General features: G+C 49.3%; 17 protein-coding genes and 1 tRNA gene. 11 read left to right on the plus strand and 7 right to left on the minus strand.

What is annotated here, in order from left to right; genetic code table 11:
- Nucleotides 1-52: 52 nt before the first annotated feature.
- From MPL1_RS06420 to MPL1_RS06430, 3 genes are read right to left on the minus strand one after another with little or no spacing between them, the layout of a single operon-like run.
- Nucleotides 53-619 carry a YggT family protein gene (locus tag MPL1_RS06420; RefSeq protein ID WP_009726312.1) on the minus strand — a complete coding sequence of 189 codons (567 nt, stop codon included), beginning with the start codon at nucleotides 617-619 and terminating at the stop codon, nucleotides 53-55.
- Nucleotides 609-1,445: a pyrroline-5-carboxylate reductase gene (gene proC / locus MPL1_RS06425; RefSeq protein ID WP_009726313.1), complete on the minus strand. Its 837-nt coding sequence runs from the start codon at nucleotides 1,443-1,445 to the stop codon at nucleotides 609-611. Before proC ends, MPL1_RS06420 begins: the two co-directional genes overlap by 11 nt.
- Nucleotides 1,446-1,503: 58 nt before the next feature.
- Complete coding sequence (locus tag MPL1_RS06430; protein WP_009726314.1) at nucleotides 1,504-2,199, minus strand: YggS family pyridoxal phosphate-dependent enzyme; 696 nt, start codon at nucleotides 2,197-2,199, stop codon at nucleotides 1,504-1,506.
- Between the two features lie 88 nt (nucleotides 2,200-2,287).
- Here MPL1_RS06430 and MPL1_RS06435 point away from each other — a divergent pair, with 88 nt between their 5' ends.
- From MPL1_RS06435 to MPL1_RS06465, 7 genes are all read left to right on the plus strand, one after another.
- Nucleotides 2,288-3,325, plus strand: coding sequence for a type IV pilus twitching motility protein PilT (locus MPL1_RS06435; RefSeq protein ID WP_009726315.1), 1,038 nt, complete (start codon nucleotides 2,288-2,290; stop codon nucleotides 3,323-3,325).
- A gap of 176 nt (nucleotides 3,326-3,501) precedes the next feature.
- Nucleotides 3,502-4,644 (plus strand): PilT/PilU family type 4a pilus ATPase, encoded by a 1,143-nt coding sequence (locus MPL1_RS06440; RefSeq protein ID WP_009726316.1) that lies wholly within the window; start codon nucleotides 3,502-3,504, stop codon nucleotides 4,642-4,644.
- Nucleotides 4,645-4,809: 165 nt separating this feature from the next.
- Nucleotides 4,810-5,661, plus strand: a complete 852-nt coding sequence (locus MPL1_RS06445; protein ID WP_009726317.1) for an OmpA family protein — start codon at nucleotides 4,810-4,812, stop codon at nucleotides 5,659-5,661.
- Nucleotides 5,662-5,887: 226 nt separating this feature from the next.
- Nucleotides 5,888-6,700, plus strand: a complete 813-nt coding sequence (locus tag MPL1_RS06450; protein ID WP_235045544.1) for a methylamine utilization protein — start codon at nucleotides 5,888-5,890, stop codon at nucleotides 6,698-6,700.
- Nucleotides 6,701-6,702: 2 nt separating this feature from the next.
- Nucleotides 6,703-9,027 (plus strand): putative bifunctional diguanylate cyclase/phosphodiesterase, encoded by a 2,325-nt coding sequence (locus MPL1_RS06455; protein ID WP_009726319.1) that lies wholly within the window; start codon nucleotides 6,703-6,705, stop codon nucleotides 9,025-9,027.
- Entirely contained in the window at nucleotides 9,005-9,829 is an 825-nt protein-coding gene (locus MPL1_RS06460) for a DUF3034 family protein (RefSeq protein WP_009726320.1), read from the plus strand. The genes MPL1_RS06455 and MPL1_RS06460 overlap by 23 nt, the downstream gene beginning before the upstream one ends.
- Before the next feature lies 1 nt (nucleotide 9,830).
- Complete coding sequence (locus MPL1_RS06465; protein WP_009726321.1) at nucleotides 9,831-10,250, plus strand: group I truncated hemoglobin; 420 nt, start codon at nucleotides 9,831-9,833, stop codon at nucleotides 10,248-10,250.
- Between the two features lie 14 nt (nucleotides 10,251-10,264).
- Here MPL1_RS06465 and MPL1_RS06470 read toward each other — a convergent pair.
- The 3 genes from MPL1_RS06470 to yihA form a co-directional block, all read right to left on the minus strand.
- Nucleotides 10,265-10,341: transfer RNA gene (locus tag MPL1_RS06470), tRNA-Arg, on the minus strand.
- 87 nt (nucleotides 10,342-10,428) lie between these two features.
- Complete coding sequence (locus MPL1_RS06475; protein ID WP_009726322.1) at nucleotides 10,429-12,942, minus strand: glycogen/starch/alpha-glucan phosphorylase; 2,514 nt, start codon at nucleotides 12,940-12,942, stop codon at nucleotides 10,429-10,431.
- 196 nt (nucleotides 12,943-13,138) lie between these two features.
- Nucleotides 13,139-13,768 carry a ribosome biogenesis GTP-binding protein YihA/YsxC gene (gene yihA, locus MPL1_RS06480; RefSeq protein WP_009726323.1) on the minus strand — a complete coding sequence of 210 codons (630 nt, stop codon included), beginning with the start codon at nucleotides 13,766-13,768 and terminating at the stop codon, nucleotides 13,139-13,141.
- 86 nt (nucleotides 13,769-13,854) lie between these two features.
- Here yihA and MPL1_RS06485 point away from each other — a divergent pair, with 86 nt between their 5' ends.
- The 4 genes from MPL1_RS06485 (at nucleotide 13,855) to MPL1_RS06500 (ending at nucleotide 18,419) form a co-directional block, all read left to right on the plus strand.
- Complete coding sequence (locus MPL1_RS06485; RefSeq protein WP_009726324.1) at nucleotides 13,855-14,463, plus strand: c-type cytochrome; 609 nt, start codon at nucleotides 13,855-13,857, stop codon at nucleotides 14,461-14,463.
- A 92-nt stretch (nucleotides 14,464-14,555) separates the two neighbouring features.
- On the plus strand, nucleotides 14,556-16,556 hold the full coding sequence (locus MPL1_RS06490) for a cytochrome c biogenesis protein ResB (protein WP_040576941.1): 2,001 nt from the start codon (nucleotides 14,556-14,558) through the stop codon (nucleotides 16,554-16,556).
- 55 nt (nucleotides 16,557-16,611) lie between these two features.
- Complete coding sequence (ccsB, locus tag MPL1_RS06495; RefSeq protein ID WP_009726326.1) at nucleotides 16,612-17,769, plus strand: c-type cytochrome biogenesis protein CcsB; 1,158 nt, start codon at nucleotides 16,612-16,614, stop codon at nucleotides 17,767-17,769.
- 23 nt (nucleotides 17,770-17,792) lie between these two features.
- A complete protein-coding gene (locus MPL1_RS06500) occupies nucleotides 17,793-18,419 on the plus strand; it encodes a thiol:disulfide interchange protein DsbA/DsbL (protein WP_009726327.1) in 627 nt (208 codons plus the stop codon).
- A gap of 47 nt (nucleotides 18,420-18,466) precedes the next feature.
- Here MPL1_RS06500 and mltF read toward each other — a convergent pair whose 3' ends face one another.
- On the minus strand, nucleotides 18,467-19,873 hold the full coding sequence (gene mltF, locus MPL1_RS06505) for a membrane-bound lytic murein transglycosylase MltF (protein ID WP_009726328.1): 1,407 nt from the start codon (nucleotides 19,871-19,873) through the stop codon (nucleotides 18,467-18,469).
- Nucleotides 19,874-20,038: the final 165 nt, after the last annotated feature.

Here is a 20,038-nt window from a genome sequence, read left to right on the forward strand (position 1 = left end):
TCCCGAAATAAATGACAAAGTCTAATGTCAGCAGGATCCCAGTGCAATAAAGTCACAGGCCAAGCAACAGTAATGGCAGTACCAGCATGTGCAGCAATTGCAAACCTATCACCACGACCAGAGGTGTCAGATCCAGCCCGGAAGTGGACGGCATTTTTTTTCTGACCGGTTCCAGCAGCGGTGCATTGAGTCGACGAATCAGGTTAGCCGCCGGATTATGACTGCCGGGAGGCGTGATCCAGCTCAATACCACTTCAATCAGGATAGTGACGGTGAACAGGGTGATAAACAGTGAGAAAATCTCGGCAATCGAACGTTGAATCAACGCCATAGGGCCGAGCAAGTAACCAAAAAGCATCGACACCAGAAGTAGTTTTATCATGGTGACGATAATCAGCAGTACCAGTGTGGCCGTATCCAGTCGGCCAATTGCCGGGATAAAGCTTCTCAGCAAGTTTAATGGTGGCTGGGTAAAACGAACGATGAATTGTGAGATGGGATGATGATAATCCCAGCGTGCCCATGGCATCAGCAATCTCAATGCCAGCAGGATCATGTACAGAAAGAATGCGGTTTCAATCAGAAACACCAGGGGATTGGTGAAATAATTATTGCTCATGGTCCTGTCCTAGTTGATCGGCGAGTTCTCTGGAGCGCAAAGCTGCAGCCACCATAGCATTTTCAAACAAACCTGTGAGTCCACCATCTTGAAGTTCATGAATAGCCCGCTCGGTAGTGCCACCAGGTGAGGTCACTTTTTGTCGCAATGTCGCCGCGTTATCACCGCTTTCAAGTGCCATTTTAGCTGCGCCGAAAGCTGTTTCCAGGCAAAGCATTCTGGCTGTGTTTTCATCCAGTCCAAGTCGTTTGGCAGCGGATTCCATTGCTTCCATGACCAGGAAAAAATAAGCGGGACCGCTACCGGACAATGCTGTGACGGCGTCCATGTGCTGTTCATCATCCAGCCAGATTGCGAGGCCAACAGCGCGCATGATGCCTTCGGCCAGCTCTCGTTGATCATGACGGGTATGACTGTTGGCAAACAAGGCGGTGGCTCCGGCCTGAACCAGTGAAGGCGTATTCGGCATGGTGCGGACGATAGCGGCATCAGCGTGCGCAAGCCAACGGCTGATGGCATTCAGCCGAATACCCGCCGCAATCGATATCAGCAGACACTCCGGTTTCCAGTGGGTACCAAGCGATCGAACCACCGATTGCATTTGTTGTGGTTTCACGGCCAGTACAACGACATCAGCATCTTTGATGGCCGCGACGTTATCCTGATAGATGTTGACTGAGTAACCGGCTGCTAGTGAGTTGAGTGTTTCACTGTTGGGATCTGCGACTCGAATCTTGTTGGCAGGGAAGCCGTTGGCAATGAGACCGCCGATCAGACATCGAGCCATGTTGCCGCCGCCGATAAAGCTGATGATGCATTCTTTCATAATCAAACAGTTTTCCTGAATAAAACGGGTTGTCTGGCTGCGCTGATTATATAACGAGTCAGCTAATTTGGCGGTTTCGTTCGCCGAACAATGCGGTTCCTATGCGTACCATGGTGCTGCCTTCCTGAATTGCGATGGGCATGTCACCAGACATACCCATGGACAGTGTATCGACATCCGGGGCCAGCGTTTTCAATTGTTCGAATAATGCGCGTGCCTTCTGAAAACTCTGCCGCTGCTGTTCATCACTATCGTGTTGCGCCGGGATGATCATAAGCCCTCTGAGTTTGAGTTGCTTCAGTGGCAAGATGGCTGTCACCAGGGCGTTCAGTTCATCGGCAGCGATGCCTGATTTAGTATCTTCTTCATCAATGTTGATTTGAATGCAGATATTGAGTGGTGCTGCACTGGGATCACGCTGATCATTCAGCCGCTGTGCAATTTTCAATCTGTCCACACTGTGCACCCACTGAAAATGCCCTGCAATATCGCGCGTTTTGTTGGACTGGATTGGGCCAATGAAATGCCACTCAATAGATAAATCAGCGAGTTGCTCTATTTTATCGAGAGCTTCCTGAAGGTAGTTTTCACCAAAAGCCTGCTGCCCGGCCTCGGCAAGCTGCCTGAGCCTTTCAGCGGGCCAGGTTTTACTCACAGCCAGCAGTTTGACACTGCCTTCAGGTCGGCCAGCCTGTTGTTCAGCATCACGAATTTGCTGAACAATGGTACTAAGTCTCTTTTTTATCTCTGTCATGTTGCAAGCCTTGGGTTGGCGCGCTACTTTATAACTTTGCGGTTTCAGTGGATGGCCGCTACAGCCAACACCAGATTAGGGGATGTGAATGGATATTACTGAATTGCTGACGTTTAGTGCAAAGAACAAAGCCTCTGATCTGCATATCTCCTCTGGTGAGCCTCCGATGATTCGTGTCGATGGCGATGTCAAGCGGATCAACCTGCCGCCGATGGAGCACAAAGAAGTCCACGCGATGATTTACGACATCATGAACGACAAGCAGCGCAAGGACTTTGAAGAATTCCTCGAATCGGATTTTTCATTTGAAGTGCCTGGACTTGCAAGATTTCGTGTCAATGCTTTCAATCAGAATCGCGGCGCAGCAGCGGTATTTCGGACAATTCCTTCCACGGTTCTGACGCTGGAACAGCTGGCTGCACCCGATATATTTAAGCAAATTGCGGATAATCATCGGGGTATCGTGTTGGTTACCGGACCGACTGGCTCAGGTAAATCTACCACTCTGGCAGCGATGATCGACTACCGAAACGAGAAGGATAACGAACATATCCTGACCATTGAGGATCCAATTGAGTTTGTCCACAAAAGTAAAAAATGTCTGATCAACCAGCGTGAGGTGCATCGCGATACGCTGGGTTTTAGTGAAGCCCTGCGTAGCGCGCTTCGTGAAGATCCCGACATTATCCTGGTCGGTGAGTTGCGTGATCTGGAAACCATCCGCCTGGCACTGACGGCGGCTGAAACCGGTCACTTGGTGTTTGGCACGCTGCACACATCATCGGCAGCCAAAACCATCGACAGGATTATCGACGTGTTTCCAGCCGCCGAGAAAGATATGGTGCGTTCCATGCTGTCCGAATCGCTCAGGGCGGTCATCTCCCAGACGCTTCTCAAGAAAGTCGGCGGGGGACGCGTCGCGGCGCATGAAATCATGATTGGAACACCGGCAATTCGTAACCTGATTCGTGAAGACAAGGTGCCGCAGATGTACTCTGCCATTCAGACGGGTGGTGCCTTGGGCATGCAAACGCTGGATCAATGTCTGCAGGATTTGGTACGCAGACAACTGATTACCAAACATGAAGCACAACCGCGAGCGGTGAACAAAGATCTGTTTCGTTAGCAGCGGTTGATCTTTTTCGGCATGACTAGTCAGCTTCCAGTCGGTGTCTGCAGGAAAAGAAATGAGTGTCTCAAGCCTATGAGCAGGAGCTTATTCTGCAGCTTGGCAATAACTATATAGAATGAGTGAACCGCCTGAAGCGATGGCGATGAGCGATCACAGACCCAGGAGTTGTCATGGACATTATTACTATTCTTAAGGCCGCGACCAAGCATGGCGCTTCCGATATTTTTATCACTTCTGGTCGGCCTGCGACACTCAAAGTCAGCGGCCGGATGGCCACTTTGTCTCAAGACCCTTTAAACGATGAGCAGGCTCGAGAACTCGTGCTCAGCACCATGACAGACGAGCAGAAAAAAATCTTTGAGCGGGAAAAGGAATGTAATTACGCCATTGATACCAAAGGTGCAGGACGATTTCGTGTCAGTGCGTATTATCAACGCAGTCGCATTGCCATGGTGCTTCGCCTGGTTAAGGACACAATACCGACTATCGAAGAGTTACACGTACCTGAAATCATCAAGGAACTGGCGATGACCAAACGCGGTTTGGTGATCTTTGTCGGTGCCACCGGTAGCGGTAAATCCACCACGCTGGCTGCGATGATTGGTTATCGCAACCAAAACAGCACAGGCCACATTTTAACAATTGAAGATCCCATCGAGTTTGACCACAAACATGCCAGTTGTGTAGTCACTCAACGGGAAGTGGGCATTGATACCGAATCCTATGACATCGCCTTGAAAAACTCGCTGCGTCAGGCACCCGATGTCATCATGATTGGTGAAATTCGATCTCGCGATACTATGGACTATGGGGTAGCGTTTGCCGAAACCGGGCATCTCTGTCTGTCTACCTTACACGCTAATAATGCCAATCAGGCGATGGACCGGATTATCAACTTTTTCCCTGAAGATCGTCACAAGCAACTGTTTCTTGATTTGTCTCTGAACCTTAAAGCTGTAGTCGCGCAACGCCTGATCCGCAAGAAAGATGGCAGTGGCCTCACGGTTGCTGTCGAAGTCATGCTCAACACACCTTTGATCGGCAGTCTTATTGAAAAAGGACGGGTATCAGAAATCAAAGACGTCATGAAACGCTCAACAGAACTCGGAATGCAAACCTTTGATCAAGCTGTTTATGATTTGTACAAGGCTGGCGAAATCACTTACGAAGATGCACTGAAAAATGCCGATTCAGCCAATGAGGTTCGTTTGATGATCAAACTTGGCGCGGAAGCAGGCGAGTTGCCTCAGGATCCGGACATGCCAACGCTGGCAATTGAGGTAGATGACAATTCTGTCATCGGTCGGATATAACCACACACAAAAAAGGTCAATAAGGCTTACGATTTAATCTGTTAGACACTGAAATTAATTCGTAATATCATTGTGTGCAATCCTGTGTCTGTGGCGCAGGGCCTGCGGATAGGTGTTCAGCAGGTATAAGAAGTTTTCAAAAGCCATTAACCAAGGAACTTGTCTATGAATCTATTCACCAAAATGACAGCAGCCGTGCTCAGCCTCGGCCTGTTAGCGGGCTGTGCTGGCCCAAACCAGCGTAGTAGTGATAATTATCTTCTCTGTTCAGCCGCCGGTGCTCTGGTGGGTGGTGCTGCAGGTGCCGCAACATCAAGCAGCAGTGGTCAAGCTGCCGCTGGTGGCGCAATTGTGGGTGGTATGCTGGCGCTGCTGCTTTGTCCTAACGACAAAGTCGAAGCTGCACCCGTAGTAGAAGAAGCTCCTGTAGTTTGTGAAATCGAACCAGTTCCAGGTGCTCTGCTTGATGCACGTGGTTGTGCAATGGATTCTGACGGCGACGGCGTGGTTGATGGTATTGATCAATGCCCTGGCACTCCAGCTGGTGTTCAAGTAGACAGCGTTGGTTGCCCGCTTGACAGTGATGGCGACGGTGTACCTGACTACCGTGATCTGTGCCCAGGCACTCCACAAGGCATGATGGTTGACAAAGACGGTTGCCCGATTAAGGACACTGTGCTGCTGTCACTGACTGGCGTAACTTTCGAGTTCGACAGTGCTAAGCTGACACCTGCTGCAGAACGTACCCTCGGCCAAGCCGTGACTGCTCTGAGAGATACAGACGAGCGTGTTGAAGTACGTGTTGAAGGTCACACCGACAGCGTTGGTAGCGCAGACTACAACCTGCGTCTGTCACAACAACGCGCCGAGTCAGTGGTTGACTATCTGGTAAGCCAAGGCATTACCCGTCACCGTCTGATCCCTGTCGGTATGGGTGAAGGCTACCCAGTTGCTGACAACACCACAGCTGAGGGACGTGCTCTGAACCGTCGTGTTGAGTTTATCGTCAACAACTAATCAACACCGACTGCAAAACAAAAAAGGCCCTGAAAAGGGCCTTTTTTTTTTGCCTATATTCACAAAACATTCATTGGCTGTTTCACGAACAGCAAACGCTTTTCATTTGAGGTTCACAATAAATCTGATCGCAGAACAGTGTTGATCAAGTGTGCACTCGATGAATAACTTAGTTGTGGTGGTCCCGAATATCCACAATTAACGGGTGCACGTTTCGATGAAGTAGATGCTATCGAAACAAAAACTCAGAGGGATGTATATCAATTTATACCCCTTCTTTGAATATGTTTCGCAATCATATTGCCCACAATTTTATTGTGTTGAATGTTTGTGTCGCGTCATGCACAATCGGTCAACACTGACGAAGAAGAACATAAACATGGATAGATTGATGAAACACTTGCCGGCTCTAGTGATGGCTGTCGGCTTCTGCACGGTTGTGTCTGCTGAAACAATGATAGATATGCAGATTCACAATCATCTCCAACAACCGCTTCCCGGTGCAGTGATTGAAATTGAAGTTACTGAACCAGAGGCGCGTTCCTCAACATTGCATATCATCGATCAAGTGAACAAGGCATTTGTGCCAGAGTTTTTGGTTATTAAAGCCGGCGATGAAATTGATTTTCCCAACAGTGATAACATCCGTCATCACGTCTATTCATTCTCTGAGGCTAAAACTTTTGAGTTACGCTTGTATGCGGATCGGCCAGAAAGACCTGTAGATTTTCCCAATCCTGGTGTTGTTCTCATTGGTTGCAACATCCATGATTCGATGATTGGATACATTTATGTGGCGAACAGTCGAAATGTCGCTGTATCCGATGAGACTGGTCGGGCCAGGCTCAGTGTGCCTGAAGGCCTTGAAGCCGTGACTGTGACCATCTGGCATCCCGAGCAGAGTTCCAGCCCTGAACTGCGCAGGACAGAAAAATTCACTCAAGATGATCTGACTGCTCTTATTAGCCTCTCTGTTGAGACACTTGACGTGCTTCCTGCTAGAGATACCTTCGGTGACAAATTCAGCAGCGTTCAATAGTCATGTCTGGAGCCAAACACAAGACACTGGCAGACATTGTAATGCTGTTTGCCATTGCTCTATTAATTGTGGCGACACTGATGATTCAGCTGGCCACATGGCGTTCGGCCGACAACTTCAATAAAGTTCAGATCCAAAAGAAAATAGATCAAGCGCATCACGTATATCATCAATATATCGAGTCGCGCAATGCGACGTTAAGCGCGGCTTCAAGAGTTTTAATCAATGATTTTGGCTTTCGGCAAGCTGTGATGACTGCTGATGCGGATACGCTGGCCAGTATGCTGGAGAACCATGGGCAACGCATTGGCGCGGATTTGATGGTGATTGTGGATTTGCAAGGAGAAGTCGTCGCAAGCACCGCTATCCACGAGAATGCAATCTCCGGTGCTGCGTCCTTGAGAAACGCTTACCAAAACCCCGGAAAGGAAATACTGCTTCCGCTGTCTGGGAGTCTCTATCAGGTTGTGGCCTTACCTGTGTATGCGCCACGATTAGTGGCCTATTCCTTGGTCGGATTCAGGGTTGACCGGACTTCAGTGTTGGAGTTACGACGCTTGACCGGTCTTGAAATCAGTGTGTTTGCAGATCCTGAGATTCGTCTGACATCGCTACATGAAGATTTTCCAGATGGTGTGCGTCAATTTCTTGCAAACAGCACAAGTCCTCTATTTTTTTGGCAAAGACCTCGATTTCACAACAGCACATTGGAGGATGAGGCGGTCCAAATCTGGCTGAGCTTCGATCTTGCTGAAATCTATGACGAGTATGACAACCTGATGTGGAAAATCATGGTTGTCACGCTGTTGATTCTGCTGTTTTCTGCGTTAGCCAGTAAGTATTTCGCACGCACCTTGACCCAACCCCTGCAATTCCTGGCTGATTGGGCGAGTGCGATGTCCAGAGGGCAATACAAACTCGTTGAGGCCGAACCAAAATTCAGAATACTCGAATTATCGTCACTGTTTAGCTCTTTCCGAAGCATGGCATGGGAAATTAGTCATCGGGAAGATGAGATTCGTTATCGTGCTGAACACGATATGCAAACAGGTCTGCTCAATCGACTAGCGGCATTTGAGTTGATGGATAGTTATGCCAATCAGCAAAGCAGTTTTGCGTTGGTTATGATTTCACTGACCAACTTTAGAGACTTTAATGATCGGTTTGGTCCAGAGTTTGGTGATGATTGCCTGAAACATTTTTCTGAGCGGTTGACGACCTTTTGCACCCAAACCGATGAGTTTGTTGCTCGATATGACGGTATTCAGTTCATTGCTGTGTTGAATACCAGCAGCGAGGATTTACGTAGCAGAATTGATGTGATGCATCACACTCTGAGTAAGCCGTATCTTGTCTCCGGCCTTCAAGCTCGGTTCAAACTGTCTTTTGGTTGTGCTCTGTGTCCAGAAGACGGCTTTTCCGCTGAGGTATTGTTGCGACGAGCCACAATAGCGCTCGAAAATGCTCGACGTCACGGCCTGCCATTGAAATTCTATCAACAAGGCAATGATGAAGCCTACTTACGCCGTCTACGTCTGGTCGATGAATTGGGACAAGTGCTTGAACGAGGCGGAGATCAACTCTATCTGGTCTATCAACCAAAAATGGATCTGATGACCAATAAAGTCATGGCGGTAGAGGCCTTGACGCGTTGGCAACATCCGGATGAGGGGTTTATTTCGCCCGATTTATTTATCGAACTGGCAGAGCAGTCGGGGCTAATCAACCGTTTAACAGAGTGGGTCTTCGAAACGGTATTTTTACAGCTGCAGACATGGCAGCAAGCGCGTATTGATCTCGAAGTGGCGGTGAATGTTGCCGCGACCAGTTTTTCCTCTCCTGATTTCAGTTATCGTCTGCTAAATCAACTCGCTGCCAGCACTCAATCACGCGAGGGAAGCCAGCGAGCGCCGCTATCCCTTGAGTTGACAGAGCGAGACATCCTCTCAAACAAAGAAATTGGGCTGGCTAATATTGACCGGTTAAGAAATAACGGCATCAAAGTGGCAATAGACGATTATGGGCTTGGTGAATCATCCCTGTCTCAACTCAAATCTTTACCCGTTGATGAATTGAAACTCGACAAAAGTTTTATTCTCAACCTGGACAGCTCGGTTCGAGATCAAATGATCGTTAAATCCACTATTCAGTTGGCCCATGATCTCAACCTTAAAGTGGTCGCCGAAGGTGTAGAGAATAAGGCAAGCCTCGCACTGCTCCGAGCGATGGGCTGTGACTCAATTCAAGGGTATTACCTATGCAAGCCGATTGTGGCAGATGAAATAACTCGATGGATGGAACAATATGCGTATCTTGATCATCTTTAGCCTGATGTGGGCTGGCTCAATCGCTCATGCTGCAGATGGGAAGCTGATTGCCACGCCAGGGGTATCCCAAATCGAAGGCAGTGCTGGCGGCGGCATAGTGCCATGGGCACAACTCGCGGGGTATGCCTCTCGTGATGAAATTGCCGGTAATGTATTTTGCAGTCGAGGCGACGTCAGTGACTATCGGCTGGATGTTTGTGGAGCCCAAGCTAATTTTTACGACCGGGTTGAGTTCTCAGTTGCCAAGCAGCGCTTTCGCATCAATGCAGCTGATCTAACCATTCGTCAGGATGTTTTTGGTATTAAAACCAGAGTCTATGGCGACCTTGTTTATTCACGTTTCCCTCAGGTGAGTCTGGGTGTTATGCACAAGCGCCTTCGGGATGATGAAATCGCCAACGCGCTCGGTGCCAAGCGTAGTCATGGAACGGATTTTTATGTTGCGGCCAGTAAACTCCATCTGGGCGCTTTTGCGGGGTACAACTGGCTATGGAACTTGACGGCACGGCACACTTCGGCCAATGAACTAGGTATTTTGGGACACGGAGGCTCTGACCAGGGACGGCGATTACAGTTGGAGGCCTCAACAGCGGTACTGTTGGGAAGGCATGTAGCCGTCGGTGTCGAATATCGACAAAAACCAGATAACCTTGGTTTGGGTGAGGACGACTGGAAAGACATCTTTGTTGCCTGGATTCCAAATAAACATCTCAACGTAACCGCGGCATGGCTGGATCTGGGTGACATAGCCGGTGCTAAAAATCAGCGCGGCTGGTATCTGTCAGTTACCGGGAATTTCTGAAATGAATAAACTACTTTTTACTACTGTGTTATTGGTAGTTTCAGCCTGTTCGCACCACAATTCAAACGCCAGCTTGTATCAACAATTAGGAGAGCAAGAGGGTATTGAGGCGATCGTAGAAGCCTTCATCAACCAAATTGGTAATGACGAGAGAATCTTTGCTTATTTTGCTGACACTCATGTCAGTCGTTTCAGGGATAAGCTGATCTTGCACTTCTGCGATATCAGTGATGGCCCCTGTGTTTATGATGGCGATAACATGGTCGATATTCATACCGGAATGAACATTACAGAAGGCGACTTTAATCACACGGTAGATTTGCTCATTGCGGCGATGAATGAGGTGGGCGTCAGTCATCGGGTGCAAAACCGGTTGCTTGCCCGACTGGCCCCGCTTCGGGATGAAATGATTTATATCTGAGTAGACATTAGAAATGGCGCGCCTGACAGGAATCGAACCTGTGACCTTCAGCTTCGGAAACTGACACTCTATCCAACTGAGCTACAGGCGCACACTGAGCCATGACGGCTCAGGTGGCGAATTATACGTTTTTTGTGTTTGGCATGCCAGCAATAATCAGGGCGCGCAGCCCCCAGACTTACGAGCTTGCAAAGTCCGATGGATTGATTTGTGGCAGTTTCCAAATGTCCTGATTGTATTCAGTCATGGTTCTGTCGGTAGAGAATTTCCCGCTGTTGGCAGAGTTCAGGATACTCATGGTGAGCCAGCGTTTTTTGTCGTGATAGGCGATGTCGACTTGTGCCTGTGCGTCGATATAACTTCTAAAATCAGCCACTGTCATCCATGGATCGTGAGGGCTGGTAAAAGCGTTAATGACATTATCAAAGCAGCCGGGTTCGAATTGATTGAAGTGGCCGCTTTCAAGCAGGTTCACCACACGCATCAGATCATTATCCGCAGCGATGATTTCTCTGGGTTGATAGTGATGGCGCATATCATTCACTTCCTGTTCGGTGAGACCAAACAGGAAGAAGTTTTCGTCACCCACTTCTTCAAGAATTTCGATGTTGGCGCCATCCAGTGTGCCGATGGTAATGGCACCATTCATCATGAACTTCATGTTGCCGGTGCCCGAGGCTTCCTTGCCTGCCGTGGAGATTTGTTCGGACAGATCCGCCGCCGGACAAATAACCTCCATCGCCGACACTTGGTAGTTTGGCAAAAACACTACTTTGAGCATATCGCCAACATCTAGATCGTTATTGACCACGTTGGCGACGTTATTAATAAGTTTGATGATGTCTTTGGCCATGGCATAGCCGGGAGCCGCCTTGCCTCCGAACAGCACACAGCGTTTGACCATGTCCTGTGTATCGCCACGTTTGATACGGTCATAGAGGTGAATGACATGCAGGATGTTGAGTAATTGGCGCTTGTACTCATGTATACGTTTCACCTGAATATCAAACAAGGCGTCTGGATTGAATTGCACACCACAGGCTTCTTCTACCAACGCCGACAGTCGTTGTTTATTGGCTCTTTTGGCTGCATGCCACTGTGCCTGAAAAGCTGGATCAGTTGCCAAAGGTTCAAGCTGGCGAAGTTGTGTAAGGTCGGTCAACCATGCATCGCCAATTTTGTCGCTGATAAGCGAGCTCAGGGCAGGGTTACACCAGGCCATCCAGCGGCGTTGGGTGACACCATTGGTTTTGTTGTTAAATTTTTCCGGCCATAGTGCGTAAAAATCGCTGAAAAGACCTTTTTTCAGCAGTTCCGAATGCAGGGCGGCGACGCCGTTGACAGAAAAACTGCCCACGATAGCCAGATGCGCCATGCGTACTTGTTGTTGATGGCCTTCTTCAATGATCGAAAGCCGTGCTAATCGTTCTTTATCTCCGGGCCAATGACTGGCGACTTCAGAGAGGAATCTTGCATTGATTTCGTAGATGATCTCAAGAATTCTTGGTAACAGACGACTAAACAAATTAACCGGCCAGCGTTCCAGCGCTTCAGGCAGCAGGGTGTGGTTGGTGTAGGCCATTGTGTTGGAAGTGATCTGCCATGCACTTTCCCAGTCGAGTTGATGTTCGTCCATCAGCAGGCGCATCAGCTCGGCAACGGCAACCGTTGGGTGGGTATCGTTTAGCTGGAAGCAATTTTTGTTGGCGAAATCACTGAAGTCATTGCCGTGAGCTGTGATCCAGTAATCAAGAATATCCTGAAGACTGGCTGAGGCCAGGAAATATTGCTGACGCAGCCTCAGTTCCTTGCCGTTTTCACTGGCATCGTTGGGGTAGAGCACCATGCTGATGTTTTCAGCTTCATTTTTAGCGGCTACTGCCTCAGTGTAGGAACCGGCGTTGAAGTCTTCCAGATTGAACTCATCAGTGGCGGCTGATTTCCATAGTCGCAGTTTATTGACAGTGCCATTTTGATAGCCTGGTACCGGGATATCATAGGGTACCGCAAGCACGTCATTGGTATTGACCCAGATAACACTCAAACTACCGTCAAGGTTGCGCTGATATTCGGTGTGGCCGCCAAATTTGACCCGTTGGGTAAATTCAGGACGTTCCAGCTCCCAAGGGTTACCGTCGCGCAGCCAATGATCGGGCATTTCAATTTGTCTGCCATTGTTGATGCCTTGCTGAAACATGCCGTATTCATAACGGATACCGTAACCAGTCACCGGCAGTTGCAAGGTCGCGCAACTGTCAATAAAGCACGCTGCCAGGCGCCCGAGACCGCCGTTACCAAGTCCAGCATCATGTTCTTGCTGCACCAGCTCCTCGAAGTCAATGCCCAGCTTGTGCATGGCTTCGGCGATATTTTTATTCAGATTCAGGTTGAGTGCCGCATTGCCCATAGCACGGCCCATTAGGAATTCCATTGACAAGTAATAGGCGTGTTTGCACTGTGAGGCCGCGTAGGCATGCTTGGTTTGTTTCATGCGAGAGAACAAGCGATCACGTATGGTCAGCGCCAGCGCATGAAATAAATAGTGTCCTGAGGCGCTGCCTTTATCCTGCGCGAGGTAGACACCGTAATATCGCTTGAAATCCTCGACCAGTGCCGAGGTTTCCATCGACAGTTCCTCGTTTTCAAACAGTTCGGGTTTTGGCGTAACTTTGCAGGCGTAGCGTGGTGTCATGACAAAAACATCCTATTGAGGTCTCTGCGTGGGCGACGCAGAGAGGGAGCAAATGGTCGGCATCGTTACCGGGAAACCGCGAGAAGCTGCGGGTGACTCTCCCGCACGCCATCAGCCTGTTGTCTGGCTGTCATGAGCTAACAGTAAAAACTTTCAGGGTCAGTCGTCAAGCGCCAATATTGAATACGCGATTCGTTCAGGATGCAGTTTCCTCAGCAGGTGCTTGTGTGGTGATGTCAAACCACTGATCGAGCACCTCAATGACCTGATCTCGACCAGATTTTTTCAGTGATGAAAACAATTGCACGCTGGCAGGCAGTTCGGCTTTTAAGAGTTGTTGTTTAACGGCATTGAGAGTCGATTTTCCTGCGCCATGACTGAGCTTGTCAGATTTGGTCAGTAAGATGTGTACAGGCAGGCTAGCCTGCTTGGCCCAGTTCAGCATTTGCAGATCAAACTCTTTGAGTGGATGTCGACTGTCCATCAGCAACACCAAGCCTTTAAGAGATTGTCGCGTTTCCAGATATTTCGCGAGCGTTTGTTGCCAGCGAAGCTTCATTTTTTCCGGGACTTTGGCATAACCATAGCCGGGCAGATCGACCAGCGCTCGCTGCGAATCCAGACGAAAAAAATTGATCATCTGGGTTCTGCCAGGCGTTTTACTTGTTCTGGCGAGCGCATTGATTCCGGTCAAGGTATTGATTGCGCTGGATTTTCCTGCATTTGAGCGTCCGGCAAAGGCTACTTCCATGCCATTATCTTCAGGCAGTTCTGACAGTTGGGTGGCACTACCATCATAAAAAGCATGCCGGTAAAGTTGGGTCATTGTGTATCACTCTATGGTGCAAAATTGACCGATTAAGAGTAGCATATCGGAAGTTTTATCGACCGAAAGTGTAATCAGGAATGACAATGAAAAAGTTGTTTATGGCAGCGCTGCTGTCCACGACACTCGGTGTGTCAGCTTCAGTAATGGCCGTGGGTAATCCACAAGCCGGTCAGGCAAAGGCAGAGTCTTGCGCAGCATGTCACGGCCCCAACGGCAACAGTCCAATGGACACCTTTCCCAATCTGGCTGGGCAAGCTGCCAGCTATATAGTCAAACAGCTTCAGGACTACAAGTCCGGTGCTCGTGACAACGCATTGATGTCTCCCATGGCCGCGGGTTTGTCTGACGAGGATATGGCGGATATTGCTGCTTACTACGCACGTCAAAAGCCTGCATTAGGTGCAGTCCCTGAAGATCTTGTCGAGCTGGGTGAACAAATTTACCGTGGCGGTAACCCCAACACGGGTGTTCCGGCTTGTATTGCCTGTCATGGCCCTTCAGGTCGTGGTATGCCAGCTGCAGCATGGCCTGCATTGTCAGGGCAACACACCGCCTATGTTGAGGAACAGCTACACGCATTTGCCAATGGTTCCAGAGACAACGATCCCAATGAGATGATGCGCGACATTGCCAAGAAGATGTCTGCTGAAGAGATCAAAGCTGTCTCGGCATACGTCCGCGGCTTGCATTAAGCCATCATCGCAACTCCAGACAGTTGCATGGTGTCACACCATGCGACTGTGTCTGACCTGTCAGGTCAAGACTGGCAATTAACTGCGAGCCTATGTCTGAAAAATCTAGTCTGAAATTTTTTGGGAAAAACAGTTTCCCACGTCGCTTACTCCGCTTCCTCGGCACTATGGAGTTGGCAATCACTCTGCTGATCACGCTCGCTATCGCTTCGGTGATTGGCACAGTGCTGCAGCAAAACCAGCCTTATACTGATTACCTGATCAAGTTCGGCCCATTCTGGTTTGAAGTATTCGAAAGCGTCGGTCTCTACGATGTCTACAGCGCCCCCTGGTTTTTGGTGATTTTGACGCTGCTGGTGATATCTACAGCTATCTGTGTCACACGTCACACACCTTCAATGCTCAAAGATATGCGTAACTTGCGGACACAGGTTCAACGCAAGTCACTCGCTTCAATGAAACACAACGAGCAATGGGCCAGCGCCGATGCACCCGCCACATTGGCTGCAAATTTTCAGCAACAACTCAAAGACGAAGGTTTTAGAACCCGGCTAACCGACAGAAACGGAGCGCTGCTGGTTTCTGCGATGCGCGGAGGCATTAACCGCCTTGGTTATTTATTGACACATATTGCGATTGTGGTGATCTGTGTCGGCGGATTGATGGATGGAAATTTGCCACTCAAACTGGCTGAATGGCGAGGCCAGATCCAAATTGAGACACGTGATTTACCGCTAAGCCAGATTCCCCAGGAAAGTCGACTCGCAGTCGGCAAACAGGCTTTCAGAGGCAGTGTGAGCATTCCTGAAGGCAGAAGTTCGGAAGTCGTTTTTCTACCGATGCGAGACGGTTATCTGGTTCAGGCATTGCCGTTCAGAATTGAGCTGGAAGAATTCCGGATTGAGCACTATGACAACGGCCAGCCCAAGTCTTTTGAAAGTGATCTGGTGATTCATGATCCGGAACTGGATGAACCGCTGAGACAAACAATCGCAGTGAATCATCCTTTGGTTCACAAAGGTTATGCCATCTACCAGGCAAGCTTTGCTGATGGCGGTTCAATACTTCAAGTGGAAGCATGGCCTTTTGATCATCGTGCGGGTGACCCGGTGATGTTGGATACCAAAGTTTTTGACAACCGAGATATGCGCTGGGGTGACCGACAGTATAGGCTTGAAATGACCAATTTCCGGCTGTTCAACATTAATCCAGATCCGACGGACGAAGAGCCGCGTCGTGTCAGAAACTACGGGCCAAGCATCGGCTTTATTTTGCGATCACATACCGGTGAGGCCACTGAATACGAAAACTATATGTTCCCAATTGAGCGTGAGGGAAGGAGATTTTACCTAAGTGGTGTGCGTGGCAGTCCGTCTGAAAATTTCAGTTATCTGCACTTACCGGCCGATGCCAATGATGGTGTGGAAGGTTTTATGGAGTATCTGGCGCGGCTCAGAGACAGAGAGCTGGTGGGTGAGATTGCCCAGATGATGACTCGGGATGCCCTGGCTGATTTGCCAGAGCCAGATGCTAATCTTGAGGAAAGCTTGCAACAAACCCTAATGACGCTGGTGGGCATGTTTGTGCGTGGTGGATTTGATGAGGTTCGCGAGTTTGTAGAAAACAGCTTACCTGAAATCGAACGTCAGACACTTGCACCTGCCTATCTGGGCATGCTCAGAGAAATGCTGGCGCGAGTCTATTTTGCCGGTGTTGAAGGGCATGAACTCGATAACACCGACAACCAGAATATTTTCTTCCTTCAGGATGCCGTAGATGCCATCGGCAGTCTGCCGCGTTATCACTCACCGGTGTTTTTGATGCTGCATGATTACGAACATATCCAGGCAAGTGGGTTGCAGATTGCCCGTGCGCCGGGTCAGTTCATTGTATATTTCGGTTCAGTTATGTTGATGGCGGGTTTATTTATTCTTTTTTACCTGCCTCAGCGAAGACTTTGGGTTTGGCTTGATGCAGAAGGTACCGGCAGCCGGGTCTTGCTGGCGGGTATGACAAATCGTAATCCAAGGGATTTTGATGGGTTCTTTGACGAGATTCAGCAACTGCTGAAACCCGACAAACGGGAACTCTGACTCGCCTGAATGTTCATAGCCAGTGCAGGCGCTGGCCTAATGTGAGTAGTTGCCAATGAGTGAAACAATTCGACAAAACCAAACGGATTCCCAATCCTGGCTAGCGGTAGGAGCATGGTGGACACTGCTTTTGCTGGCGACAGTATTTATCCTCGTCGCATATGGTGATCACCTCGATGTTTACGAAGTCACCATCCTCTTTATCACTGGTTTCAGCATGGCCTGGCTGGGTAAAGTCTGGCCGCCATTTCGTTGGCATGCACTGGCTGTAGCGATTCTCAGTCTGTTTGCCTTGCAGCGCTATGGCGGTGATTTGTCCATGGCACAACAGGATGGTTGGCTCAATTATATTCTCGCCAGCCAATCGGCTTTTATGTGGATGAGCGCTTTTTACATTGCGGCCACGTTTACCTATTTTGGCGGTTTAATTGCTCGCTCCGACTACACCCAGAAGCTGGGTAGCAGTTTTGCCTGGATCGCCACCACAATGGGGATGACCGGATTGATGGTGCGCTGGCGTGAATCGCATATGCTTGGCTCCGATATTGGTTACATTCCAGTCAGTAATCTCTACGAAGTATTTATTCTGTTTTGCGTCGTTACCGCGATGATTTATTTGTTTTACGAACGTCGCTACAAAACACGTGGTCTTGGTGGTTTTGTGATGTTGATCATCACAGCGGCGGTGATGTTCCTGTTGTGGTACGCCTTTGACCGTAATGCGCATGAAATCGAACCACTGGTGCCAGCATTACAGAGCTACTGGATGAAGATCCATGTACCGACCAACTTCATTGGTTATGGTGCATTTGCAATTGCAGCCATGATAGGCGTGGCCTATTTGCTGGTATCGTCACGTGCCGAGAAAAATCCACAGAGCCATTTTGTAAAATCCATGCCCTCTCTGGCTGCAATGGATGATTTGATGCACAAGTCAATTGCACTTGGCTTTGCCTTTTTCACGGTTGCTACCATTCTTGGTGCCTTTTGGGCTGCTGAAGCCTGGGGTGGTTACTGGTCCTGGGATCCCAAGGAAACCTGGGCGTTGATTGTCTGGTTGAACTATGCCGCATGGTTGCATATGCGCTTCACCAAAGGATGGCACGGTCGTCCGATGGCCTGGTGGGCAATTGTTGGCTTGTTTATTACCTTGTTTGCATTTCTCGGCGTGAACATGTTCCTGTCGGGATTGCACTCTTACGGTGGTTTGTAGTCGTTTCTTGTAAGGAAAACGGAATGAAAAAAATAATGAAATTCATGCAGACGGTAATGGGAGCTGGCTTGTTGGCGGCGTCAGTATCGCTAGCCACAGCAGCTGATTACGTTGAAGGTACGCACTACAAGAAAACGCCTGAACGTCTGGCCAAGTTTTCACCAGGTTCGACTGAAGTGGCCGTGTTGTTTTCTTACACCTGCCCGTTTTGTTTCCGCCTGGAGCCCTATTTGAAGCAGTGGGAAAAGGCGCTGCCTGAAGATGTGAATCTGGTTCATGTTCCAGCCATTTTCCGTGATAGCTGGCTGGAAATGGCGCGTGTGTTCTACGCCGCAGAGGCTACCGGTGATCTGGCAACGCTGCATCCAAAACTGTTCGATGCCATTCAGGTCGACAAGCGTCGTTTGGATACAGAAAAGTTGCTGCTGGACTTTGTTGCCGAGCAGGGTATCGACCGCGACAACTTTCTTAAAGTCATGAATTCAATGCCGGTGCGCAGTAAAGTTCGTCAGGCCTTGTTGGTCAGTCAAAATTCAGGCGTGGAGGGTGTCCCTTCAATTATCGTCAATGGTCAATATCGCACCGATGCGCCGATGGCGGGTGGCCTGGAAAATATGACCTCGGTTGTCGATTATCTGATCAGCAAATAGTTGCTGCAGCTGATACAAAAAAGCCGGCTTTGCCGGCTTTTTTTTGCCTACAAGGCCGCAGGTAATGATTGTATTGGATCACTGGTTGCCGGAGTGACCGGCGGGCTGTCAGCGCTGATTTGATGATGTAGCAAAATATCGTAGTAACGCCGAATATTATCGACATAGCGAACAGGCTCGCCGCCACGCGCGTAACCAAAACGGGTCTGACTGTACCATTTCTGTTTGGCAAGTAATGGCAAGTGTTCTCGCACATCTGTCCACAGGTCAGGATTGGCACCATTTTGTTCCGTCAGTCGGCGAGCATCTTCTAGGTGGCCCAGTCCGATATTGTATGCGGCCAACCCCAACCAGGTGAGATCCGGCTCACTGATGCGATCAGGTAGGCGACTTTTCATTTGTACCAGGTAACGAGCGCCTGCGAAGATACTTTCCTTGGGATCTTCACGGTTTTCGACACCCAGTTCGGTTGCAGTGGCCTGAGTGAGCATCATCAACCCCCTTACCCCTGTGGCTGACACAGCATTTGGATTCCAATGCGACTCCTGATAGGCAATCGCGGCCAATAACCGCCAGTCAAAACCATACATTTCGCCAGCTGCTTTGAACAAGTGATGAAATTGTGGCAAATGCGTTATCAGTCGCCGGTGTATTGCCCGAGTATCAACGTAATCAAAACGTCGAATGTGTCCGTAGTATTTCTCAATAAGCTTGTCCAGCTCGCCGTTTTCATCAAGATAGTTGAAAAAAGCAATCATTTCACGATGCAGCGTGCCGTCTTCTGAAGCGGGCATCATCCAGGCGAGTGGTTGTGGGTCAGAGATATCAAAGGCCACGCGTAACTCGGGAAACAGGGTCTGATTGGCGGCCAATTCATTCGAGTCTGCGACGGTGAAGTCGATCATTTCCAGTTGAACCAGTTCCAGCAGGGCGGAGCTGTCCAGTTCATGGTTCTCGGCCCAGTACAGGTCGGGAATTTCCTGACGTAACAGTTGCAGATTTTCAACATGACTGCTGTCGGCCACCACTTCAAGTATCCGGCCACCAAGCTCAGTAATATCTGAAGGTCGGCTGGTGCCAGCACGATAAACAAGCTGTTGAGTCACCTCATGATACACCGGGCCGAAACGATAACGTTGTCGGCGCTCGGGTGTCACAGTCAATCCGGCTGCGGCCATATCAGCCCGACCTTGTTCCAGCTGAGTCAGCATACTGCTGAGACTGTCTGGCACGATGATTTTCAAACGGACATTCAGGTAATCTGCAAACTGCTGGGCCAGCTCATATTCAAAACCGGCCAGCTGATCACCCTGGACAAAATAACTCGTCGGTCCATAACGACTTAAGACTCGCAGCTCGCCACGCTCCAGAATCTCCTCCAGATGCGGTTTGGCATCACTGCAAGCCACCAGAAGGCAGATTGTGACGATAAAGAAACCAAGCTTTTTCAACAATTAACTTCCGTAATTTTGACTGGGAACTATCACCTGTTGCACTCGTGATTGCCCAGTGAATTGCCAGACCTTCGACCTTATCACATCCGCTCGGTTTGACGGCTTTTTTGTCCGCATTGCCATGGCGAGCATCAGTCTGCTCATCAACACGAATGTCAAATCATC

The sequence above is a fragment of the Methylophaga lonarensis MPL genome, from assembly GCF_000349205.1.
GTDB classification, from domain to species: domain Bacteria; phylum Pseudomonadota; class Gammaproteobacteria; order Nitrosococcales; family Methylophagaceae; genus Methylophaga; species Methylophaga lonarensis.